Annotated in this window: 9 protein-coding genes; all 9 read left to right on the forward strand. The window is 44.5% G+C overall.

The window, feature by feature from the left end:
- Window positions 1-32 precede the first annotated feature (32 nt).
- The 9 genes from NYE25_RS30600 (at window position 33) to NYE25_RS30640 (ending at window position 26,545) form a co-directional block, all read left to right on the forward strand.
- A complete protein-coding gene (locus NYE25_RS30600) occupies window positions 33-5,189 on the forward strand; it encodes an endo-alpha-N-acetylgalactosaminidase family protein (protein WP_341147634.1) in 5,157 nt (1,718 codons plus the stop codon).
- 94 nt (window positions 5,190-5,283) lie between these two features.
- Window positions 5,284-9,249 (forward strand): family 20 glycosylhydrolase, encoded by a 3,966-nt coding sequence (locus NYE25_RS30605; protein WP_341147635.1) that lies wholly within the window; start codon window positions 5,284-5,286, stop codon window positions 9,247-9,249.
- Between the two features lie 96 nt (window positions 9,250-9,345).
- On the forward strand, window positions 9,346-14,226 hold the full coding sequence (locus NYE25_RS30610) for a discoidin domain-containing protein (RefSeq protein ID WP_341147636.1): 4,881 nt from the start codon (window positions 9,346-9,348) through the stop codon (window positions 14,224-14,226).
- Between the two features lie 49 nt (window positions 14,227-14,275).
- The gene (locus tag NYE25_RS30615) at window positions 14,276-15,001 is read left to right on the forward strand and encodes a cohesin domain-containing protein (RefSeq protein WP_341147637.1); all 726 of its coding nucleotides are present in this window, start codon (window positions 14,276-14,278) and stop codon (window positions 14,999-15,001) included.
- Between the two features lie 46 nt (window positions 15,002-15,047).
- Window positions 15,048-18,956, forward strand: a complete 3,909-nt coding sequence (locus NYE25_RS30620; RefSeq protein WP_341147638.1) for a glycosyl hydrolase family 95 catalytic domain-containing protein — start codon at window positions 15,048-15,050, stop codon at window positions 18,954-18,956.
- Window positions 18,957-19,167: 211 nt separating this feature from the next.
- Complete coding sequence (locus NYE25_RS30625) at window positions 19,168-20,541, forward strand: extracellular solute-binding protein (protein ID WP_341061655.1); 1,374 nt, start codon at window positions 19,168-19,170, stop codon at window positions 20,539-20,541.
- 86 nt (window positions 20,542-20,627) lie between these two features.
- Window positions 20,628-21,524 carry a carbohydrate ABC transporter permease gene (locus tag NYE25_RS30630; RefSeq protein WP_042186594.1) on the forward strand — a complete coding sequence of 299 codons (897 nt, stop codon included), beginning with the start codon at window positions 20,628-20,630 and terminating at the stop codon, window positions 21,522-21,524.
- Window positions 21,525-21,537: 13 nt separating this feature from the next.
- Entirely contained in the window at window positions 21,538-22,404 is an 867-nt protein-coding gene (locus NYE25_RS30635) for a carbohydrate ABC transporter permease (RefSeq protein WP_042186596.1), read from the forward strand.
- Between the two features lie 19 nt (window positions 22,405-22,423).
- The gene (locus NYE25_RS30640; protein WP_341147639.1) at window positions 22,424-26,545 is read left to right on the forward strand and encodes a beta-N-acetylglucosaminidase domain-containing protein; all 4,122 of its coding nucleotides are present in this window, start codon (window positions 22,424-22,426) and stop codon (window positions 26,543-26,545) included.
- Window positions 26,546-26,627 lie beyond the last annotated feature (82 nt).

A 26,627-nucleotide genomic window follows, 5' to 3' on the forward strand; every position in this document is an offset into this window, starting at 1 on the left:
TACTTATATTTAAGTGAAAAGAGGTCGTAGAGATGAGAAAACGTTACAAAGCGGTTAGCTTGCTATTGACGTTGTTGCTAGGGGTACAGCTTGGCTTGCCATCGGCAGCTGTATTCGCGGCTCAAGAATCGGACGTGTATTTCAGAGATTACAATGATGGCAACATCAACGGATGGGCTGCAGCTAAGGGGACCACTACTTTTTCGGCGGATCAAGGTGCTGTTAAGGCGGTGACACAAGGGGTTGTTATTTTAGCAGACCAAGATTCACCTCAGGTTGCCAATGCTGAATATGAGGTGAAGTTAAAATTTAGTCAGCCTGCCACACGATTTGGACTGGTCTACCGATTCGTCGACAGCAATAACTACAATGTTATCCAATATGATGCGGGTTCTTGGGGCTGGGATGCAATGAAAGGAGGGACGGAATCGTATGGAAATATTACGGCTCCTAGTTTTACCTTTGCTGCTGACCAACAGTATACCCTCAAATTGCGCTATGAGAAAGGTAGCGTAGCTTTATCGATCGATGGCAATAACGTGCTTACGACGAGTCTTCCCTCATTATCGACAAGTGCAGGGAAGATTGGACTTCGCAGCTGGTTTAATAACAAGACCCTATGGATTGACGATGTGAAGGTAACTCCAATTGTATCCACTGATCCAGTACCGAGGCCGATTACGATTACAGAAACTTTAAGCTCGGATACGATGAAGGTTGAAATCGATAAAGAGTTCCCACGGGTTAAACAATACACATGGTTAGACAGCGGCGTGGAAATGTATGGACAATTAAATGGATTTAATGAAATAAAAATCAATGAGAAGTCCTATTTCGTAGTCGCTTCTGATTTTAGTAAAAAAGCAGCAGATGCCACTCATGGTGAGTCTGCAGCCTACACGCTTCAGATTCCAGAAATTAAAGTGAATCTCAAAGTTGAAATGGAGGTTCAGGATAACATACTTCAGTTCAAAGTGGCCAGCATTGAAGAGAATGGTACTGAAAAAGTGAAAACGATCGAATTCCCTGATCATGACCTTGTCTCTGTAATTGGAACCCAGCCTACAGCGCAGGAAACGGCTGTCCGGATAACTGGGGGCTGGAACGTTGTACAAGACGAATTTAACGACCTTAAGACGGGAGTAGCAGACGTGAGTGGAGGGCGAGCATATGCATTCGTTAACTCCGACGTCTTAGCTGCGAGTGTAATCACCAATGTAGTAAATGGTTTTGATAAGGTACGTATTAAGGTAGGCGATGATACAGCGCTTCATACGAAGAAAGCAGCGTTATCAGGAGGCTCATGGGTTTATCGTGGAAGTACTGTGCTTGATCCGGAGCCACTGCCTTGGGCTAAGGTTGTACTGACTCCAGATGCTAATGGAGATAAAGTTGTTGACTGGCAAGATGGAGCTATTGTATATCGTCAGAATACGGATGCTCCAACCGGCAGTGAAATGATAAGGGACAATATCTCCTATATCAGCATGAACATTGGATCTACTACAACTTCTCCGTTCTTGCGTGCTTTTGATAATGCGAAGAAAATTTCTAATCTCACGGATGGCTTTGGACAGCTGATTCTATTCAAAGGATATCAGGCGGAAGGACATGATGACTCTCACCCAGATTACGGCGGTCATATCGGTATTCGTCAGGGTGGAGCGAAGGATTTTAATTATATTTTGAGTGAAGGAAAGAAATACAATATCCGTGGCGGTGTACACATTAACGCAACAGAATACGCGCTGGATGCTTTCGGCACCAAAATGGAAAATATGAATCAGCCATTGAGTAAAGGCTGGGGCTGGCTGGATCAGACATTCTATGTAAACAAAACCAAAGACGTGGAATCCGGCGAATTAAAAAGACGTCTGGATATGCTGAAAAGTGATACAGGTGACAACCTATCGTTTGTATATGTGGATGTATATGATGGTGCCGATTACAATGCGAAGAAACTCGCAGATTATATCAACGGTAACGGCTGGATGCTCGGAACAGAATTTGCAGGACCTCTGTTTGAGCAGGCAGCTTGGGTTCATTGGGGAACAGATCCGGGGTACCCGAACCAAGGTGACGACAGCAAGGTTACCCGTTTCCTACGGAATCAATCGCTGGATGGCTTCTTAACAACCCCTTTACTGAAAGGGAATAAGCAGGTAGGCGTGGGTTATTGGCAGAACAGTGCTCCATTCTACAGCTACCAATCAACTAGTGCGGCATTCTTCAATCACAATCTACCAACAAAATATATGCAGCATTTCCCGATCATCAAGATGACCGATAACCGTATCGATTTTGAAGAGAAGGTTGTAGTTGAACGTAAGCAGGACGGTAAGATCCATTTAAGTAAGGATGGTCGTGAAATCGCTATCATGACAGATAGCAGCAACATTAGTGACAGTACGGTCTTTATTCCATGGAGTCCTGAGACAGAAGAAAAAATCTATCACTGGAATCCAGCAGGTGGCCAAACGACTTGGAGTCTTCCAGAATCATGGAGTAACGTAACGACGGCACAGTTGTATAAGCTGACAGATTTAGGACGTGAGCATGTTGGCAGTGTAGAAGTAACTGGAGGTAAAGTCACACTTACCGCGCAGCCGGGGATTGGTTATGCCCTGTATAAGACAACAGCTGCTGAAGAGCCGGAAATGGCATGGGGCGAAGGGAGTTCGGTAAAGGACCCGGGCTTTGACAGCCAAACATTCGGCAGCTGGAAGAAATCTTCCACAGCTGTAAGTGATGATCACATTAAATTTGTGAAGAACAGTAACGCCGATGACCAGCTTCAAGTGAAGGGTCCTGATGATGCAGTAATTCAGCAGGAGATTACCGGACTTACACCGGGCAAGACGTATTCTGCATCAGTATGGGTGAAAGTAGATGGGAAACGCACCGTGGAAATCGGTGTGAAGCAAGGGGCTGACAAGGTTGTCAATACACTGGATAACACAGAGCATGGCTTTTTAGCCCAGCAGCATAAATATGTGAGCACGAACTTCCAGCGGATTAAGGTTACCTTTGATGCGGTTAGTGAGACCGCCAATCTCTATTTGAATGTAGAAGATGGAAGTTCGACTGTAACCTTTGACGATGTAAGAGTATGGGAGAATCCAACCAAGACTGACGCTGGTAATTCTGTATTGTTCGAGGATTTCGAGAACGTTGATGAGGGCTGGGGTCCCTTCGTTTATTCTAAAATAGGTCCAGTTCGTACGCATTTAGTTGAAAAAGGCGACAATCAGATCATGAATTATGTTCTGGATGGTAATTGGTCGCTTAAAACGAATGAAGATGCAACCGGTGAATGGCTGCGTACATTGCCTCACACGCTCCGAATGAAGGAGGATAACCGTTACCATCTGACGATGGACTACAATTCAGATGAGACGGATATGTACACAGTGGCTATTCGAGTGAAGGAGAATGGGGTAGTTCGTGATCTGGTTAGTGAGAATTTGAAAGAAGGACGCGACACGCTGGATCTATCTTTTACAACCGAAGGGGCGAAAGATGCCTATCTGGCCATTATTAAAAACAAGCTGAACAGTCAGAAGGAGTTAACCGGTACGCTGGTGGTCGATAACATTCGCGTCGATGATGAGGGTGCGATCTTTCCGGAGGAAGGTGTACTTGTTTCGACTATTACACTAACGCCAAATAAGATGGATCTGAACAAAGGACAGTCTAGTTCCATTAGCGCTCTAGTTAAACCAGCAAATGCCCACGACCGGACACTGCTCTGGACTTCTGACCACCCGGAAATTGTATCCGTGGATCAAGCCGGAAAAGTTACTGCACTTCAAGCGGGAACAGCCATCATTACTGCTACCGCAAAGGATGGAAGTAAAAAAAGTGCAACCTCGACGATTAATGTGTATATGCCTAACACGCAAATTCCACAATCGCAAATGACTGCAACGGCAAGTAGCTTCCAGCCTGGAGGTGAAGCGAGTCTTGCACTTGATGGAGATATGTCTACAATCTGGCATACGAAATGGACTCCGGCACACTTACCGGAATCCATTACATTGGACCTCGGAGGCAAATATAACATTAATCAATTCAATTATTCACCTAGAGTATCTGGAACCAATGGAACGATTACAAGCTATAACCTGTACACGAGTGTTGACGGAACGAATTTCACAAAAATTGCAGATGGATCATGGTCCCTCGATCAGACCACAAAAATTGTTCGCTTTACAGCTGTAGAAGCAACACATTTGAGACTTGAGGCTATAGAAGGTGTGGGTACCTTTGCATCTGCTGCAGAACTCAATGTGTTCAAGACGGAGGATGAGGCAGAAGCAGTAAAAGTCACAGGCGTCGTTATGGATAAAGAACGGCTAGAGATTAAAGTAGGCAGCACGGGCGAATTGAACGCTGTGATAGAGCCTCTGAATGCTTCGAATAAAAAAGTACTCTGGAGCAGCAGTGATGAAGCTGTAGCAACCGTTGAACAGCAAGACGATCATGCTCTTGTTAGGGGATTGAAAGCAGGCGAAGCCGTAATTACGGCAACAACAATGGATGGAGGCTTCTCTGCGACCAGTCGGGTTATCGTAACAGAAACAGACGGTGAGTTAAAATCTTCCTCTACTTTGACAGCGCCAAGTCAAGTTCAGCCAGGAGAAGTGTTCAAAGTTCAATATGGACTACGGAATCTGTCTGATAAGATTTTTGCGCAGGACATCGCCCTAGAGTATGCAGCGGATGTTATGGAATTCGTTGAGGCGCGTTCGTTAATTAGTGGGGTAAGCGTTATTGATTCAATCAACAGCACCCCAGGTAAACTTCGCTTTATTGTAGCAAGTGAAGGTGCGACCAATGGAATTAGTAACAGTGCAGACGTCCTCGAATTAACCTTTAAAGCGAAGGAAGTTAACCAAACGGTAAATGGGGCAATCGCAGTTAAGAGTGCAATCATTTCAGATGATCAGGGTAAAGAAATTTCGGCAGCGATCTCTTCCGTAAACGTAGAGATTGGTAAGAAAGGAACGCAAGGCGATATTAACGGTGACGGCAAAATAACGATTGGTGACCTGGCAATGGTTGCAGCGCAGTACGGCAAGACTACAGCAAGCCCAGATTGGGAGAAAGCGAAGAAAGCAGATATTGACGGTGACGGCAAAGTCGGTTTGGAAGATTTGGTTATTGTAGCACGCAAAATTGTAGAGTAATCAAAGTCATAGGCCAGGTACATGTGTGAGTAACTAAACATGATGTACCTGGTTTTTTTCAAAATTGATGATTTGACTAGTAGGAGGATGACAGATGAAAAAATGGTTGTACGGCTTTACAGTTTTTTGTCTAGTGCTTTACTCTACTCCACTACCATTTGCAGCAGCGGCTGAAGCAGAGAATGCTAAACCAAAAGTGATACCAAGTTTACAAGAGTGGACTGGCGGTAGTGGTTCTTTCAAGATGACTGACAGTTCCAGAATCGTAGTCCCCACGAGTGAATGTTTATGTGAACTACCAGCTACCGCAGAGGTCTTTCAAGAGGATCTTAAAGAATTAACTGGATATGATTTGCCAATTGTTCAAAATAAGCCTGCTTCTAAAGGGGACTTCCTGCTTAGGCTCGATAAGACAGCTGATGAATCGATTGGCAAGGAAGGCTACTACTTTGAAGTAGGAGATTATGTGGAAATACATGCAAACACTGAGACCGGTGTGTTCTATGGAACAAGAACGGCACTACAAATTTTGGAGCAAGATCCTGAGAAGGCAAGCATTGTAAAAGGGGTAGCGAAGGATTTTCCTAAGTATGGAGAACGCGGTTTTATGCTTGATGTAGGACGCAAGTTTTTCACGATAGACTTCCTGAAGGATTACGCCAAATTTATGTCCTACTACAAAATGAATGATTTCCAGCTCCATCTGAACGATAACGAGATTTTTAAGGATAACAGCAGGGAGCATTGGAACAAATATACGGCTTTCCGTTTAGAAAGTACCAAGTATCCGGAATTAACGGCAAAGGATGGACACTACACGAAACAGGATATGCGTGAATTGCAGGACATCGCCAAAATACGGGGGCTTAACATCACGCCGGAAATTGATACCCCCAGCCATGCTCTTTCATTTACAAAGGTTAGACCAGATCTGGTTAAGGATAATTTGCCTGTCGATCATCTGGATATTACACGTCAGGAAACGGTCAATTTCATCAAGGATGTGTGGGACGAATATTTAGATGGGGAATGGTTTGATTCAGAAACGGTTCATTTTGGAGGCGATGAATTCGCACCTAATGATCGGACTACTTTTGAGAAGTATCGCGAGTTTTTGAACACGATGAACGAACACTTAAAGAGCAAGGGAAAGAAATCAAGAATGTGGGGCAGCTTGAATGCATTCCCGGGTACCACGGTAGTAGATAAGGATATAGCCGTAAACGCCTGGAATAACGGTTGGCAAGATCCGGTAGCATCGGTGAGAGATGGATTCAAAATTATCAATACGGTGGATTCCACGCTCTACATTGTACCGAAGGCTGGATATTACCATGATTATCTGGATTCTCAGTGGTTGTTTAATAACTGGGACCCAACGAACTTTGGTGGAAATACGAAGCTGCAGGAAGGTGAGCCGAACCTGCTCGGTGCGATGTTTGGGGCTTGGAACGATATGATGGGCAAGAAAGTAAGTGAGGCGGACGTCCACGATCGTGTGAAGAAAGCGATGCCTGTCCTTGCAGAAAAGATGTGGAGAGGCCAGTCCACGGACAGCACATTCACCGAGTTCCAGCAGTTGTCAGCGAAGCTAGGCGAAGGTCCTGGAACGAATTTATTACATGAAGTGAATACGGCCACTGATCTTGTTGTTCATTATCCATTTGAAGAAGGCGCGCAGACGGTCTCTGATCAGTCCGGAAATTCCTATGATGCTACATTAGGAGCTGGCGTTACTCGCGTGGATGATGGAAAAACAGGAAAAGGCGTACGGTTTGCAGGGACTTCAGATCATATTCAAACACCGCTGCAAATAAAGGGCTTCCCTTGGACGGTCTCCACGTGGGTTAAGCTTAATGATCAACAAGAAGCAGATGAAAAAATACTGATGGAATCCGAATATGGTGCAATTAAGCTGAAGCAGAAAGGGACACCAAATGCCGGATTCACCCGAGAGGGCTATGATTACAGCTTTAATGCAGCGATTCCTGTTGGGCGCTGGGTACATGTTGCCTTCAGAGGAGATCTATATGGAACTTCTCTGTATATTGATGGGGATCTAAAAGGTTCTGTTGCTGTAACGACAATGCTACCTGCGGCTATAATCGGCAGTTCATCCAAAGCATTCACTGGACTACTGGATGAATTCAAGATTTTTAATCGGGTGCTATCAGGAAAAGAAATTGCGGAGGAAGCAGGATCACCCGCTTGGACCATCAATTTAGCTGCTCACAAAACAGCAGTAGCTTCTTCCGTCGAAGTACCTCAATTTCCGGCTAGTCTTGTAGTGGATGAGGTTGATACGGGTGCTTCTCGCTGGTCCTCTAAATATACCGACAACGAGTGGATCTATGTTGATTTAGGCCAAAGTACTGACATTAGCAAGGTTATTTTCAAATGGGAAAGTGCTTATGCCAAAGGCTATAAAGTTCAAGTATCCGATAATGCGGAGAACTGGCGGGACGTTTACACGACTAACGCTGGCATTGGCGGAGTAGAGATTGTCAAATTCCCAACTGAACAAGCGAGATATGTCCGAATGTTAGGTACGAAGCGAGTGGGAACCTATGGTTACTCCATGTATGAATTTGAAGCCTACGCTCCTAACCCAGAGGATCCTGTAGAAGTTCCAGCGCCTGTGAGATATTCAGCGAGCTTTGAGAATAACTCGCTCGAAGGCTGGGAGCATGTCATCGGTAAAGGTGTCGGACGTATGGAGCTTGTAGAAGCACCTGATCAAGCGGGTGAGCATGCCGTTAAGTTCACCTCCAACAGTGTAAATAATCTGTTTATCGATCAGCAATCTCCGAGCATTGGAGATGGTGAGATCGAGTTTAAGATTACGCCGCAGAGTGATGTTATACGAACGGGTGTTATTTTGCGCTATGTCAATAATGATGCTTGGGCTTCTATAGGCTTTGATCAAGGTGCTTGGTACTGGGTGAACGCTCAGGATTCGTACGGTTTATTGAGCAATGCTCAGGCCGCCAAATTGAAAAAAGGCACAACATCGACCGTAAAAGTGAAGTTTGAAGGGAAACATGTAACGCTGATTATCAATGGAACGACTTATTTCGATGATGCTATTGCACAGATCCCAACAGACGCTGGGAAAATGGGGGCTAGAGTATTCGGTCCTTCAGTTACCGTGTTTGATAATTTTATGTACAGCAATAACGTTCCTGAAGTTCCGGTAACCGGTATCAAGCTGGATAAAGCTGAAATTTCGATGAAGGCCGGAGAAACACAAACGCTGAGTGCTTCCCTTCAACCGGGGAATGCAACGAATAAACAGGTGACCTGGAATAGCAGCGATGAAGCTATTGCGACTGTTCAAGTTCAAGGCGGGAAAGCTGTCGTGACTGCGTTAAAGGCAGGAACCGCTGATATTACTGCAACTACCGTATCCGGAGGACATAAAGCGGTGAGTAAGATTACAGTGGCTAGGGAGGTTCCAGGTGAAGTGGCAACAAGTTTAGCTGCTCCGAAAAGCGTTCCTTATGGTCAGAATTTCGACATAACGATAGGTCTCCACAATGTTACAAAGGCGGTGTACGCCCAAGATATCACGATTGAATTCGACGCTTCACTAATGGATTATGTATCCGCTAATGCGTTGGTGGACGGCGTGAGTATCCTTGAGACGAAGAATACAGAAGGCACTGTACGTCTGATTCTGGCTAGCCAAGGTTCAGGGAGTGCGATTAAAGGGGATGTTGATGTAGCTAAGATTACCTTTAAGGCTAAGGATCTGACAGAACCCCAAACCGGACGTATTACTGTAAAGCGTGCAACGCTTGGGGATAGCGAAGGACAGGAAACAAGCGCAGCTACTTCCTCGGCTCAGGTGGAGTTTACAACAACAGTGCCAGAACCTTCTAAGGATTTGAATGGTGATGGCAAAGTCAGCATCGGCGATCTGGCTATTGTCGCAGCTAACTACGGAAAGAGTTCTGCAGACCCAGATTGGGATAAGGCGAAACGGGCAGACATCAATAGTGACGGCAAGGTCGATCTGACGGACCTGGTGCTTATAGCTAAAGATATTGTGATTGAATAACAATAGCAACTTGAATCCAAGCGGCAAGACAAGGAATTCAAACTACAGTGGAGGCTGTATCCTGTCTTGCCGCTTCATTTGAATGGAGGGAATGGATTGAGATCAATTTATAATCGCTTTGGTATGTGGATGCTGGCATTGATGATCCTTATGGTTACAGGGCTCATGATTCGCCCGGAAACCGCCCATGGTGCTTCCGTTGGTAACATTTCTGACTTCGTAAAGAAAGATAATAACACGTTTGAGATTACGTCAGGCTCTGACAAGATTAAAGTGATTTTTCAGCGGGAGGATATGTTCCGGATTTGGCTTGGTGTGAACGGGCAATTCAAGGAATTGTCAGGAAAAAGCGTGGAAAAGCCGATCGAGCCAATCGTCATCAAGGATGATTTCGGACCTGTTAACGTAAAGTGGTCTGATGAAGGTACGTATTACAAGATGGAAACAGGAAAATTCGTGCTGAGAGCCTACAAAAATCCGTTAAAGTTCGCCATGTACAAAAGTGACAACCAAACGGTGGTGTGGGAAGAATCTGCTAGCTTGAACTATAACGGACAGTCAGCCTCACAACAGCTTATCCGGGGTGAGGATGAATATTTCTACGGTGGCGGTATGCAGAATGGATTCTTCAATCATCGTGATCGCAAAATTACTATCGCTAACAACTATGGGGATTGGGGAAGCGGCACGGTTTCGAATCCTGCGCCATTCTACTTGAGTACTGCAGGATACGGAGTGCTTCGAAACACTTTTCAAAGCGGTACTTATGATTTTGATTCGACCGTCAAGCTGACGCATAACGAAAATCGGTTTGATGCTTATTATTTCTACGGTGAGACAATGAAAGATATTTTGAACGCTTATACAGATCTTACAGGTAAACCATCCTTGATTCCTCGTTGGGGTATGGGACTTGGTGATGCGGATTGTTACAACAGAGATCCAGAAAAGACCTCCGATGTCGTTAACCTTATTGCTAAAAAGTATCGGGAAAATGATATGCCTGGAGCCTGGATTTTGCCGAATGACGGATATGGTTGCGGTTATACGGATCTAGGCAACACCGTTGACGAACTACATAAGGAAGGTTTCTATACCGGACTATGGACTCAAAATGGTGTTGATAAAATTGCGCAAGAAGTTGGCGTAGAGGGTACAAGGCTCGCTAAACTCGACGTTGCCTGGGTGGGACCTGGATACGATTTCGCCCTGGGTGCCAGCAAACAGGCGTTTACAGGAATTGAAGATAACTCTGACGACAGAGGTTATGTCTGGTCCGTTGGTGGCTGGGCAGGTACCCAGCGATATTCTACCGTCTGGTCTGGAGATCAGTCGGGCAACTGGGAATACATTCGATTCCATATCCCGTCGATGATCGGAGCAGGGCTATCTGGGATGCCGTACTCAACCGGAGATATTGATGGGATTTTCGGAGGAAGCGCTAAAACCTACGTTCGAGACTTACAGTGGAAGATCTTCACTCCAATCCTGATGAACATGTCTGGTTGGGCAGCCAAAGATAAGCAGCCTTGGGTATGGGGAGAACCTTATACGAGCTATAACAGGGATGCTTTGAAACTAAGACAGCAATTGACACCATACTTGTATACCTATCTCAATGAGTCTTACGAGTCCGGAGCTCCGATTATGCGGGGAATGATCTATTCTTATCCGAATGATCCGAACTCCAAAGGAACTTTAACACAGTATCAATTCATGTCCGGGGAATCGTTCCTGGTTGCGCCAGTATATACCGACACGACTATGCGAAACGGAATATATCTTCCAAAAGGAAAATGGATCGATTACTGGACAGGAGAAGAACATTACGGTTCAAAAATGTTAGACGAATACAATGCTCCACTGGATCGCTTGCCGCTTCTAGTAAAGGGCGGGGCTATCATCCCGATGTATCCTGAATCGTTATACGACGGTCAGGTTCCTCCTGATCCAATTACTTATGATATTTATCCTTATAAATCGTCAAGCTTTACGATGTATGAAGATGATGGTACATCGAAGGAGCATCGTACAGGCAAATTTGCTAAAACATTAATAACCTCCACCGCTCCTGAGCAAGGGAGTGGAGACTTGATTATCAAGGTTGGAGCAAGCGTAGGTGACTATAAAGGCAAATTGGAGTCACGTAAGAATCAGTTTACAATCCATATGCCAGATCACCCGGAGGCTGTTTCTGTAGATGGAACATCCTATCCTGAATTGCAGTCCAAAGCAGCATGGGATGGCGCAACAAGTGGCTGGTACTATGCTAAGCAAGATAAAGGCGGCATCCTGTACATTAAAACACCATCCATATCCACTGATAAGGAATTTGTTGTGAAAGTCGCAGGCTTTACAGCAGATACGACTCCACTTGTAGATGCTGTCAAAATTGAGCTGCCTCAGGTGGACACAGACCCAAGTCGTATTCCGCAGGAAGATATGATTGCAACTGCAACGAATGCGGCTTCGGATACGCCGGCAGCTAATGTGCTGGATGGCAGCTATGAATCGATATGGCTTTCTTCAGCAAATGCTGGAATTAAGCAGAGCATCACTTTAGACCTGGGGATTAAACAGTATGTGAATAAAATGAAATACTTGCCAAGACAGTACGGTGGCAAAGACGGCACAATTACAGGTTACAAGCTGTATACGAGTATGGATGGAACCAACTATACGCTCGTAAGCAGTGGACAATGGAATGATGACAAACTAGAGAAGACGGTGAATTTTGATACAGTTGAAGCTGTTTTTGTGAAACTTGAAGCGACAGAAGCTGTTGGGGGTGTCGTATCTGCTGCAGAGATCAATCTGTATCGTGATCTATCACAGCCTTCACCGACAGCTATACCTAAAAATGAGATGACAGCCTCAGCGAAAAGCTTTCAGCCTGGTGCGGAAGCAGCTAAAGCGATTGATGGGGACCGGAATTCCGCATGGCATACGAAATGGGATGGATCCGATAAGCTCCCGCAATCCATCATTCTCGATTTAGGTAAGGTTCGCAATGTTAGCCAATTCCGGTATGCACCACGTCTGGATGCTGGGAACGGAACCATTACCTCATACAACCTTTACGTCAGCACAGATGGAGAAGCATATACGAAGGTATCCAGTGGTACATGGCTCAGAAACAACTTGAAAAAATACATCCTTTTCGATAGTGTTTCCGCCCGCTATGTGAAGCTTGAAGCAGCTGTTGCACTTGGAGGGTTCGCTTCGGCTTCGGAGGTCGATGTCTATGAGGCGCCGAAGGCAGCTCCTGAAGTTCGATTGATTTCAGAAGGTAAACCTGCTACAGCGGACAGTGAGGATCAAGCGCATCCGGCTGGCCTCGCTAATGATGGGAATGTGGACACATTCTGGTCAGCAGCGGATAAGAACAATGGCCATAGCTGGACGGTTGATCTCGGTATGATGCATTCCATTAAATCCTCCGAAGTTTCTTTTGAACACAGTAACAAGGCTTATCAGTACAAAATTGAAGTTCGGGAAACCGCGAACTCCAATTGGATTACAGTAACGAATCGAACGAATAATCAGGAAACTGGCACCATTCAGGATACATTTGGAAGCCAGGGTAGATTCGCTAGGATTACGATCACCGGACTGCCTGATGCTCAATCAAAGGCTGCTATTCGTGAATTCAAGCTGTTCGGCATCCCGCTGGAAGACGGACAGAAGGTTACTGGCATAAAGCTTGACCGTGAGACACTCTCACTTAAGGCGTTGGACGCACCGGTTCAATTGAAAGCGAGCATTGAGCCTGAGAATGCCGGTAATAAGACAGTTAAGTGGGTAAGCAGCGATCCTGGTGTTGCCAGCGTAGACAGTAAGGGAATGGTCACGCCAAAAGGGCAGGGTACGACATCGATTACCGCGACGACGGAAGAAGGCGGATTTACAGCAACAAGTGTGGTGACGGTTACTGGACAGAGCAACCTAACCGAAATTCCGCAAAGTCAAATGAGTGCAGAAGCTACGAGCTATGAAGCAGGCGAAAACGATCCGAATTTGGCATTGGACGGCGATCCGGATACACATTGGCATACGAAGTGGTTTAACGTTGATCCACTTCCGCAATCAATAATGGTGAATCTGGGCGGAAAGTATACCATCAGCAAGCTAGGATACTTACCTCGGCCGGATGAAGGCAATGGCACAATTACTGCTTACAACGTGTACACAAGCACCGATGGTGTGAATTACACGCTCATGACAAGCGGGAACTGGCTGCGAAGCAAACAGCTCAAGGAAGTGAATTTCGCTCCGGTGGAGGCGACTCACATTAAGCTGGAAGCTGTAAAAGGCGTGGGTGAATTCGCATCCGCAGCCGAGATAACAGTGTATCAAGTGCAGCAGGAAACGGCTCAAGTGCAAGCCGTATTGAGTGCTGATGCATCCGTTACTTCCGGCAAGCCTTTTGTTGTCCGGTATGATGTGAACAATATCTCCGGGAAGGTATTTGCACAGGACATCACCATTCAGTACGATGCTGACCGCATGGATTATGTGTCCGCTAAATCACTGATCCAAGGTGTTGCGATTGTTGAAGAGACAATTAAAACACCTGGAAAGCTTCGTTTGATTATGGCGAGTGAAGGTGCGGAATACGGATTAAGCGGAAATCAACAAATTGCCGAACTGACATTCCAGGCAAAAGAAGTATCTGAGACGGTTACCGTTAATATCAGCGTGTCAGAGGTATTGCTAGGTGATGAAGACGGAGCAGAGACCGCAACTGCTCCAGCTACAATCTCTGTAAAAGTGAAACCAGAACAAACAGGAATATCAGGCGATCTTAACGGCGACGGAAAAGTCAGCATTGGTGACCTGGGTATCGTTGCTGCACACTACGGCAAAGACTCATCAAGTCCTGATTGGCAGCAAGCGAAGCGTGCGGATATGAATGGTGACGGTAAGATCGATATTACAGATCTTGCTCAATTAGCGAAACAAATCGTAACTCAATAACACACGCTAACATCCTGAACAAAATTTAAAAGATGAAGGTGAGAAGAATTTGAACAGTAGTCGATGGTACAAAAAGGCGGTAATGATGACCATTATCGCCGTGGTTTTAAGCTGTGTATCTTTTACGAATCCTGTAGTGAACGCAGATGCATCTGATCCTATGCCTTCAGCTACTTTAGTAGGGAGTAAGAAGGTTGTTATGCCGGGGGAGTCTTTTACCGTGAAGTATGGGATCACCAGTGTCTCCAGTGATGTGTATGCACAGGACATTACCTTTGAATTTGATCCGGCTGTCATGGAATACCTTCCAGATTCAATCCGCTCACTGCAGGAAGGCGTAATTATTATCAATGAACCATCTACAAGTACTCCCGGTAAGCTACGGGTTCTCTTGGCAAGTTTGGGTAGTCAGTATCCGATTACTAGCGATGCTGAAATTGTTGAACTTGGTTTCAAAGCAGCAGATGTAATACAAGACACAGAGGGAGTTATCCGGCTTACTCAAGCGATAATAAGTGACAGTCAAGGGGAAGAATCCGTGCTCCAACCGGCATCCTTAACCATTCAGATCACAGTAAATACAGGATTACCTGGAGATCTTAACGGCGACGGCAAAGTGAGTATTGGTGACTTAGCGATTATCGCAGCGAAGTATGGCATAGATTCGAGCAGCTCGGAGTGGGATGCTGTGAAACGTCTTGACCTCGATAGAAGCGGTACGATTGATGTTGCAGATTTGGCAATAGTAGCGAAGAAAATAGTTGAACAAGAGTAGTATCATCTTATAAACATTGGTTGTTATTATGAGAGGGGATCAACGCATGCCAATCGGTAAAAGTAGATTAGTCAGAAGGACGGCAATTCTACTATCTGTATGGATCGCTTGCTCACAGTTACTCAGTAGTATACTTCCGGTTCATGGGGTTCTAGATCAAAAAGTGTACGCAGATGAACAGCCACTGGCTGAAACTGCTGCAGCAGATCAGGATTTGTCATTATGGTATCAAGCGCCGGCCACGAACTGGGAGACGCAGGCTCTCCCTATCGGAAACGGTTATATGGGTGGCATGGTATTTGGTGGTGTAGAGCAGGAGCGAATTCAATTTAATGAAAAAACACTGTGGAGCGGTGGGCCTGGAGCAGATCCAAATTACCAATATGGTATTAAAGACGGTGCTCAGCTACATGTTGAGACCATAAGACAGCTTCTAAAAGAAGGGAAAATTAATGAAGCTAAGGCTCTGGTGGGGAAAATTACTGGTGTTATGGGAGCTGGTGATAGCTCTTTTGGGGCGTATCAAGCATTTGGCGACGTGTTCTTAGATTTTAATCGTCAGTCAGCGTATACGGTAACAGCGAGCTCGGATAATCCACAATACGGCGAGCCTATTTCCAATTTAACCGATGGTTCGGTAAATACGAAATGGTATTCAGGTGATGGAGCACCACCTTTTTGGGTGCAGTGGGCATATGAAGAGGCTAAGGTAATTACCGGCTATTCGTTCACTTCAGGGAATGATGTGCCTGATCGGGATCCGAAGAGCTGGACGCTGAAAGGCTCGAATGACGGGCAGCAGTGGACCCCGCTAGATAACAGATCCAATGAAGAGTTTGCAAGCCGCAAACAGAAGAAATCATATACTTTTTCCAATACTACAGCTTATAAATTTTATAAATTCGATCTTGTAAGCAAGGGCGGAACGAAAATTCAATTGTCCGAGATGGAGATGACAAGCGCATCGGGGAATAGCGGTGCTCAGACGTACTCTGATTATCGGCGTGAATTGAATCTTAATGATGCCATGGCAAGAGTGTCCTATACTTCGGGCAATGTAAAATACAAGCGGGAGTATTTCATCAGTTATCCGGATAAGGTCATGGTCATGAGACTGACAACGGAAGAGAATCAGCCGATGACCTTTGATGTTCGCCTTACTGGTGCTCAGCCCTCTAATACCGTTAAGGGTGAAGGAAATAAACTAACGCTAAGTGGAAAGGTACCCAGTAATAAGATGGCATACGAAGCGCAGCTTCAAGTACAGCATGAAGGAGGAACTGTAACAGCGAAGGATGGGAAACTTACCGTAAACGGTGCGAGTGTTGTCACGATCCTGATGACCGCTGCAACAGATTATGCCAATAATTATCCTACGTATAAGAGTGACAAGACGCCAAAAGAAATTGTAGAAGCGAACCTAAACGCAGCATCCGCTAAATCATTCAATCAGTTGCGTGCATCCCATTTGACAGATTATAAGGAACTGTTCGATAGAGTCTCACTTGATCTTGGTGGGGTTGCTACAAATCTTCCTACGAATGAGCTTTTGAATGGTTATAAAACGAATGCTAGTGACGGAGAGAAAAGAAGCTTGGAGGCATTATTTTTCCAATATGGTCGTTATTTGCTTATCGCATCCTCCCGGGAAGGCTCACTGCCTGCTAACCTACAAGGGGTATGGAATCAAGTAAATAATCCACCATGGAACAGTGACTATCATACGAATATCAATGTGCAGATGAATTATTGGCCTTCCGAGGTTGTTAATTTAGCGGAAACCGATATTCCGTACATTGATTATATTGATTCCCTGCGCGAGCCGGGTAGGGAAACAGCCCAAAGACATCATGGAATTGAAGGGGAAGGCTGGGCGATTCATACCGTCAACAACCCATTTGGTTATACTGCACCAGGCTCTGATTTCTATTGGGGCTGGTCACCGGCTGCCAACGCCTTCATGGTGCAGCAGGTGTGGGATCACTATGCTTTTAGTGGAGATAAAGATCTTTTAAGAGGCCAAGTGTATGACATTATCAAAGAAACAACACAATTCTGGGTTAAATACCTGGTCGAAGATTCAGACGGAAGTCTAGTATCATCTCCTTCCTACTCTCCAGAGCAAGGGGATATATCCATCGGTGTGTCTTATGATCAGGAATTAGTCTGGGAGTTGTTCACACAGTTCATCAAGGCTAGTGATATCTTGGGTGTGGATGAACAGCTGCGTAACGAGGTCATGGAGAAACGAAGCAAGCTATGGATGCCGCAGGTCGGAAGCTGGGGGCAGGTGCAGGAGTGGAAGAATGATATCGATAGTCCAACAGATCAGCACCGCCATATCTCGCATCTGATCGGCTTGTATCCAGGCACGCTTATTAATGAAGTGAATAATCCGGAGTTATTTGCAGCAGCAAGAGTCACCTTGAATTCTCGTGGCGATGGTGGAACGGGGTGGAGTAAAGCGAATAAGATCAATTTATGGGCACGTCTGCTTGATGGTAACCGTGCACATAAACTGTTAGGTGAGCAGCTTAGAGGCAGCACGCTCGACAATTTGTTCGATACACATCCACCGTTCCAAATTGACGGTAACTTCGGAGCAACTTCAGGAATCGCAGAAATGCTTCTACAAAGCCAAACTGGAAGTATTGATTTATTAGCTGCTTTACCAGATGCATGGGCTACCGGAAACGTTAAAGGACTTGTGGCAAGAGGCGGATTTGAAGTGGATATGCGCTGGGAAGGTACGATCTTGAAAGAAGCCTTGCTTACTTCTAAGCAGGGTAATAAGGCTTCTGTTAAATACCCTGGATTTGAACAATCCGATAAATTTAAGGTCGTTCGCGCAGGAAGCGGGGAATCCATCAACTTCACGGTGAATGGGAACTTGATTGAATTCCCAACAGTGAAAGGACAGCAATATAAGATTGTATCCAGTGTAAAGCCACCAGTGCTTCCAATAAAAGTAGATGATAAAGATCCGTCGATTGTATATACCGGAACGTGGAGTCCTTACAGTGACGCAGGCGATTACAAAGGCACAGAAAGCTATAGTAATCAGCAAGGGGCTTCAGCGTCGTTCACGTTTACAGGAACATCGATTAAATTTATCAGCGCTTTGCAGGCAAACCACGGACATTTCGATGTGTATCTCGATGGAGGGCTAGTAGCTGAGGGTGTTGATGGATATGGTCCATCGACGATGAAGCAGCAGGTATTATTCCAACAATCCGATCTCTCCAAAGGGGAACATACAATTAAGATTGTCGTGAAAGGGGCGAAGAACAACGCCTCTTCAAATACCATTGCGATGATTGATGCTTTCGAATATGTTCCTGTTGAACGGAATGAACCTACTGCGATAACTTTAAGTGGACCTAAGTCGATAAATCAAGGTCTGACCTTTACAGTTGACATGGGCGTTAGCAATGTCACGGATGCGACCTATGCGCAAGACATTCGATTGAAGTACGACGAGAATCTTCTAGAGTACATCTCGGGCGAATCGATGAACGATGGGATACAGGTGTTAGAATCAAAGAATGATCCAATCGGAACCATTCGCCTAATCACGGCTAGTACGGGAACTGGTCTAACCGGTGATGCCAAGGTGCTTGAACTAAACTTCAAAGCAAAGCCAGTGACGAAGTCTGAGTTAGCGAGCATAAAGGTAAGCAGTGCTGTATTTGGTGACGCGAATGGACTGGAGACAGAAGCCGATCTTTCAAATATCGAAGTCGAGATTAAGGCAGATGAGCAGCCGCCGATAAAATCCGGAGACTTAAATGAGGATGGTAAAGTGAGCATCGGTGACTTGGCGATTGCAGCTTCGCACTATGGTAAAGATCAGAACAGTGCAGATTGGCAGACGGCTAAGCGTGCAGATCTTAATAATGACGGAAAGATCGACATTATGGATTTAGCAGCAATTGCTCAAAAAATATTGAATTGAGAGAAGGACACCTGAGTTTTTACTCAGGTGTCCTTCTTTTGTAAACAAAAAAGGTTCTATAGGACAAAAAGTATCAACTCCACATCAAAAGAGATCATGTGGTTACGTTTTTATAGCCTATATAATGGAAAAGTGTTAATGGAATTACAGTCAGAATTGTAAAATCAAGTGCTTAGAGAAGTCGAGCAAGTTTATTCGAGGGGGATAGCCAATGAAAAGCAAGGGTAAAAAGAAAGCGGCATTAAGTCTAGTTATGATGTCCATTGTATTGTCTCTGGCAGGATGTGGCGGGGGGACAAATGGGGCTGAAGCTCCAGCTCCCGAGAAAACAACAGCTGCGACGCAGACTGAGCCAGCGAAGACAGACGAGCCCAAGCCTGAAGAGCCGAAAGTAACGGGAGACCTCGAAATCCAATACTTTGTCGGTGGTTATGGAGACGGTTGGTGGAAAGAAGTCATTGGTGAATTCAAGAAGAAGTACCCAGATGTCAACATTAAGGAATCCGCAGGTTCACAAATCAACGAGCAAATGAAGCCCCGCTGGATCCAAGGTAATCCACCAGATGTTGTATACATCGATGGAGCAGGCTCGAACGAAACGCAAATGGTGCTCGACGACCAATTGATGGATATTACAGATTGGGTTAAAGATGCGAGCAATGTGGACGGCGAGCAGCTTACGAGCAACTTGATCGCACCTCCACAAGACTACAGTGGCAAAAACTATACGATTCCACTCGTATTCGGATCATGGGGAACCTTCTATGATGAAACCCTGTTTACTGAAAAGGGATGGGATGTTCCGAAAGATTGGGATAGCTTCCTCGCCACAAGTGAAAAAATCAAAGCGGATGGCGTATATCCTTACATTCATACCGGTAAATACCCATACTACATCGTGGGAGGTCTCTTAAATACAGGTTTTGTATCTGAGAATGGGGACAATCCGCAGATCTTAAAGGATCAAGAAGCTGCTAAAGAAGGTTCTTTCAAAAATGATGCTGTAGCGAATACCTTGAAAAAGATCGTTGATATGAGGGACAAAGGGTATTTCGATAACGCATCGTTCGGTATGAGTCATACAGACTCCCAAATGCTCTTCTTGCAGCATAAAGATGCAATGATTCCTAATGGCTTGTGGCTCGAAAATGAAATGAAAAAAGATGTTCCAGAAGGCTTCAAATTTGGATTCATTCCTTCCGTTATGCAAAAGCCAGGCGGTAAATTTGTGGCTATTCCTTACACTAGTAACATTGCAATTGCAAAGAAGGCTAAAAATCCAGATGCAGCAAAAGCATTTATTGAATTTATCTTTACGAAACAAGCCGCAGTTCGTTGGGCTGAGCTGACTGGCGCTTTGATGAACGTCAAGGCAGATCTGGAATCTTCAGGCGCAAGTGATGTTGTTAAAACGGCAATGAAATATTTCAACGGTAGTGACACGATCGTTGCTCCTGTATTTAAATTGGCCGCGGACATTGAGCAGGCTGAGAATGATGCAACCATTGCATTGCTGCAAGGTTCTATTACACCAGAAGAATGGATGGACCGTATGGAGAAGGCGGCAGCCAAAATCCGGAAGTAAGTTCATGACTCTTCTTTCTAAACAATCAGAGGACATAGGTGCCTCTGATTGTTCTTTCAAATTTAAGGGGAGGATGGCTTACGCCCATGAAGAACAATAAATTGTGGAAACGTAATTTGTTTATTGCGAGTTTCTTGCTGCCTACGTTTGCTATCTTTTGTCTATTTACTATTTATCCGCTGTTTCGAGGCTTGTACTTAAGCTTCTTCGATTGGTCAGGCGGTTCCGAATCGATGAATTTTATCGGTATTGATAATTATAGACAATTATTCTCGGATGAGATCATACCAAAAGCCATTTCGAATGATTATTTCTTGATTTTTTGGAAGGTCATCTTAATCATGTTATTTGCAACGTTTTTCGCAGTATCATTAACCCGTTTAAAATTGAAAGAATACGGTTTTTACCGAGTGGTGTTTTTCTTTCCGAATATCATTTCCGTAGCCGTTATCGGTGTATTGTGGAGTTTTATATACAATCCCCGTCTTGGATTCCTGAATGCATTCATCTCGTTATTTACAGGAAAACCAGTGGAAACGAACTGGTTAGGTGATTCAAACCTTGCAATGTGGTCACTTCTTCCTCCTAGTGTATGGGCTGGTATCGGATTCTATATGCTGCTCATTATCGCTTCTATTCTAGGTATTCCTTCCTCGCTATATGAAGCAGCCAGTATTGACGGTGCGGGGCAATGGCAACAGTTTACTCGAATTACTTTACCCCTGATTTGGGAGCAATTCAAAACCTCTATCATTCACATCGTAATCACAACACTGAACGGCTCCTTTATTATCGTTAAGCTGATGACGGATGGTGGCCCGGATAATCAGACACAAGTGCTCGGTTATTATTTGTATCAGATGGGCTTCAAACAGTTCCATTTAAGCTACGGGGCAACCATCGGGGTGCTGATCTTACTGTTATCTTTAATCACTACTCTAATTTTGCAGCGCATTCTTCACCGAGAGTCCATTGAAATGTAAGGAGGAAAATACTTTGAACGATAATCCCGCCAAAAAACCACTTCTGCTGATATCAAAAATTGCAGTTCGATTTTTCCTCATCTTGTGGAGCTTGGTAGTCTTATATCCAGTTCTTTGGACATTCCTGACATCCTTAAAGGATAATCAGCAGGTTATGCTCGGGAAACCGTGGGATTTCCCATCTATTTTTCGTTTTGAAAACTATACAAATGTGTGGAGCAGAGCAAACTTTGGCGACTACTTCCTGAACTCCATTATAGTAACCGTGGCTAGTACACTGTTATCGCTTATTATGGCTGCTACAACAGCATATATATTAGCTCGGTTTACCTTTAAATCTAGAGGCCTGTTTTATTTTGTATACGTTGCTTCAATGATGATTCCAACCACACTCGGATTGATACCGTTGTTCTTTCTTCTCGGAGATATGAATTTGTCCAACTCCTTAGTAGGGCTCACGCTTGTTTATTCTGTCGGAACGATTGGCATCCTTCCATTCGGTATCTTCTTTCTGGTTGGATTTTTCAAGGCACTTCCCCGTGAGCTTGAAGAAGCCGCAACAATTGATGGATCTTCACTATACGGCGTTTTCTTCAAGATCATGTTGCCATTATCGAAGCCAGGATTAATCACAGTAGGAATTATGAATGCTTTAACCGTGTGGAATGAGTACATTATGGCCACAGTATTGATCAACGATCCAGCGAAATACACCATTCCTGTCGGAATAGCCATTATGCAAGGGGAAATGCAGTACAGAACGGAATGGGGGCCATTGTTTGCGGGTCTTTCCATTTCTATGATTCCCGTCATTGTGATGTATGTGTTGTATCAACGTCAAATTACGGGTGGGTTAACAGCAGGTGCGTTGAAAGGTTAATTATAGGAGGGTTAAGGAAATGCCGAAGAAGATTCTCAGTATCTTCATTACACTTATGATGGTGGCCGGCTTGTTCTCCAGTTTTGCAGCTGCAGCGGATGTAGCTTCTGATCTTCCACAAAAAGATGCAAAATTAACGGAATCCTATGAAATCTATCCATTACCGCAGCAACAAACCGAAGAAGAGACAACCTTAACCATTACACAAAATGTAAACGTTGTTATTGAAGATTCGATTGACCAGCCGACAAGAAAGCTGCTTCAAAGGATACTGGATTCCAAATCACTTCAGGTCACTGAGTCAGGAGCTGTAGTAGCAGGGAAAACAAATATCTTTTTGGGAACTAGAAATTCATCAGGCTATGTAGACAACTACTTCACTCAGAATATTCCCTATGAGGCGGATCACTTCAATGAGCTGGACGCTTATGTTCTTAACGTTAGCACCAAGCAACAGAATAAAGGTGTTATTGCGATATTAGGTAAAAATACGGATGCGGCTTATTATGGCCTGGCATCGCTGAAGATGATTTTTGATCAAATTCCTGATCTGCAGGTTCGTAATCTCACCATCGAAGATTTCTCTGATACTCGCTCACGGGGATTTATCGAAGGCTTTTACGGCACACCTTGGTCACATGAAGATCGAATAAGCTTGATGCGTTTCGGTGGAGAGCTGAAGATGAACTCTTATATTTTTGCACCTAAAGATGACAAGTACCATAACGCGCAATGGAGAACACCCTATCCTGCAGCTGAGCTTGCCAAGATCAAAGAACTGGTTGAAGTTGGCGATGAATCCAAGACGCAGTTTGTATGGGCAATTCATCCAGGGTTCAATATGATCAATTGGAACAATTATGATGCAGAACTTCAAACCTTACTTGCAAAGCTTGAACAATTGTACAGTGTAGGCGTACGTCAATTTGGACTATTTATGGATGATATCAGCACATCACAATCGTTAGTGGATAAGGATAAACATGTTAAGCTTATTACGGATGTTGCGAACTGGGTAACGTCCAAGAAAGACGTCAAATCATTAATTTATTGTCCTCCATATTATAATAAAAGCTGGACAGGAACGACTGGCAGACCCTATCTTGAAGCCTTGAGAAATGTGCCAGAGAATGTAGATATAATGTGGACCGGAAACGGCGTTGTTGCCTCTGTTAATGCAGCAGATATGCAGTGGCCCAAAGATGCACATGGAAGAGACCCTTATATGTGGTTAAACTGGCCAGTGAATGACTATAAGGATGCAAGACTGCTGCTCGGTAAAGCAGAAGTGCTCATTCCAGGTACACATAATATTTCAGGTGTAGTGTCTAATCCTATGAAGCATGCGGAATTATCTAAGATCGGTATATTCGCGGTTGCGGATTACACTTGGAATGTAGATGATTTTGATCAAGAGGAGAGCTGGCTCGATTCATTTAAACATATTGCTCCTGAAGTTGCCTCTGAGCTTAATACGATCGCCTATCATATGAGTGACCCATCGCCTAGCGGTCATGGACTTGTAGTAGGTGAATCGGAAAATATCAAAGCTGAGCTAGCGCAATTCTTAAGTGAATACTCAAGTGGTCAGCCGATAGAAACGACGGGGAATACATTGATTCAAGAATTTGATCTAGTATTGGATGCCATCGCGTCGTTTAGAGTAAATAACACGAATGAAAATATGGAAGAAGAAATTGATCCATGGCTAAATAGCTTGCAAAATGTCGTTCTTGCCGATAAATTGGCAGTTCTCTCTGCGATAGCAATCCAGAAAGAGAATGTTGATCAGGCATGGGAAGCATTGGCTAAGGCCACAAGCGCATTAAGCTTATCCAAAACATTCAAAATTGAGAAGCTTAATTCTCCAGATGTGACGGTCGAGGCAGGAGCAAAGCGGCTGGTTCCTTTTGCTGAGCAGCTTATCAATAAACTGGATGCTCAGATTTATACTTTGGTGAACCCGGAATATGTTAAACCTCTAGCTGTAAGCTCTTATGGTTCTCCTTCAGGATTAAACCTGATGGTAGACGGAGATTTAGCAACGAACGTCTATATTCAGACGCTTCAACAGAATGGAGACTGGTATGGTGTTGATTTTGGAAAAACCATTAAAGTGGAAGAAATTGCGATCACACAAGGTAGAAATGATGCGGATCACGATATATTCCAAAGGGGGATTCTTGAGTATTCCGTGAACGGTCAAGAATGGACTGCAATCGGAGAAGAGCGTTCTGGGTATAAAATTTCTGCTTCCGGGCTCAATGTGGAGGCAAGGATGGTTCGATATCGATTGACGCATGCTGGAATACCTGGAGGTAAGCCTGATTTATGGACGGCAGTTCGCGAGTTTTCCGTAAATGCAGGTAAAGATAAGGTAGCCATTTACACCGATGTGACAGAGTTGAAGGATACTCCTGTTATGGTAGCAGATAATTCTGTGCAATTATCGAATATGAATGGAATCACATTAAAGCCATCCCAATATGTTGGGATTAATTTGAAATCCATTGAAGAGATCACGCAAGTTGCGCTTGAAGCTTCTAACGGAGAAGTTCGGTTAGAATCCTCAAAGAACGGTGTGGAATGGGAACAGATTAATGAGGGGAATGGGGCGTTTGCTAGTGCTACCTATTTCCGGATCATAAACAAGGGAACTGAGAATATCACTGTAGATTTGACAAGGCTCATGATCAAGCTGAACAAATTCTCTCCACCAATGATTACTCATAATTACGGAAGCATTTATGAAGGTTCTATCAACAACGTGTACAATGCTTCTTTAGAGAACAAGGTTTGGTTCGGTTCGATTCAATCGAAAGGGAAGTATATTCAGATCGACATGGGCGGTGTGGTGAATGTCCAGAATGTAGCTGTCGTGATTGGAGACGGTGAAGGAGATTTCTTCCGTAAAGGAGATTTACAGCTGTCGCTAGACGGAGAGACATGGGATACGATCCATACGTTTACTAATCCGAGCGATCGGAGTTTGAATTTCCCAGAGCACGAGGTGCCTTACCGTTATAAGCGAGTTCAAGTTGACGGTGGCAAGCAAGCCCGATATGTAAGATTAATTTCAACAGAAACACAAGATGCATGGCTCGCGCTCAATGAAATTTTGGTTAATGAAGGAATTGAAAGACCGGGAACTGCCAATCCGGCTATTCAGGCTGAACCTTCTGGAGTTATAGGGAATGAAGCGTCTCTGTCCGTTGATCAAAAGCTATCCACCTTCTATATGCCGGGTACTGGGAATACGGGTTCCTTAAATTATAAGTTGTCGAAGGATACAAAGGTAAAAGAAGTGATAGTTTTGCAAAATCCATCGGATAATTCAAACGCTGCGGTGTCCGTGCGAGATGCGAGTGGATGGCATAAGGTAGGTAACCTTTCCTCATCTTATAATACATTTGATACCTCCAAGTATAGTAATGTGTTTGAAGTGAAGATTCAGTGGGAGGGTTCGACTAAACCCAAAATCCACGAGATCATTACCGTTAAAAAAGACGGGAATGGGGAGGTTGATCCATCGGGTAAGATGACTTCTGTTCTGTCTGGGGTAGACACTGTAGCTGGCGGAAGAGATTTTCAACTAGCGTTTGGAGTGAAGAGTGTAACTGAAGCTGTCTATGCGATGGATGTAACCATGAACTATGATCCTAAGCTATTGGAATTCAAATCGGCTACTTCCTTGCGTAGTGGAATCCAGGTGCTTGAAACCTCTAATAACACGCCAGGAAAATTGCGACTACTGGTGGTCAGTGAAGGAGCGGACAATGCTGTGACTGGCAATATGCAGCTGGTAACCTTGGATTTCGGTACTAAAACAGTGGCGGAAGCTACAGAGAGTACTATTCAGATTGAAAAAGTGATCGTAGCAGATGCGGAAGGCAAGGAGAGCGAAACTGTTACGTCGAGCCATAAGCTCAAGATAACTGCAGAGGAGCCGGAGCCTGGTGTGACTGGTGACATCAATAAAGATGGCAAAGTGTCCATCGGTGACTTAGCGATTGTCGCTGCTAATTATGGCAAGGATACTAGCAGTCCAGATTGGGCTGAGGCCAAACGTGCCGATATCAATAAAGATGGCGTGATTGATTTGAAAGACTTGGCGCTGGTAGCTCGTAAGATAACAGAATGAGTAGTAGCCTTCAACCTATAACAAATTAGCAGATATAATCAAAAAAAAGGAAGTGTCACCGCAGCCATTTCATGGCTTTTGG

The sequence above is a fragment of the Paenibacillus sp. FSL E2-8871 genome, from assembly GCF_038000345.1.
Taxonomy (GTDB): domain Bacteria; phylum Bacillota; class Bacilli; order Paenibacillales; family Paenibacillaceae; genus Paenibacillus_AQ.

Coding starts and splice junctions, on each gene's coding strand:
- NYE25_RS30600 (WP_341147634.1), top strand. CDS start 33: ATGAGAAAACGTTACAAAGCGGTTAGCTTGCTATTGACGTTGTTGCTA.
- NYE25_RS30625 (WP_341061655.1), top strand. CDS start 19,168: ATGAAAAGCAAGGGTAAAAAGAAAGCGGCATTAAGTCTAGTTATGATG.
- NYE25_RS30605 (WP_341147635.1), top strand. CDS start 5,284: ATGAAAAAATGGTTGTACGGCTTTACAGTTTTTTGTCTAGTGCTTTAC.
- NYE25_RS30630 (WP_042186594.1), top strand. CDS start 20,628: ATGAAGAACAATAAATTGTGGAAACGTAATTTGTTTATTGCGAGTTTC.
- NYE25_RS30620 (WP_341147638.1), top strand. CDS start 15,048: ATGCCAATCGGTAAAAGTAGATTAGTCAGAAGGACGGCAATTCTACTA.
- NYE25_RS30640 (WP_341147639.1), top strand. CDS start 22,424: ATGCCGAAGAAGATTCTCAGTATCTTCATTACACTTATGATGGTGGCC.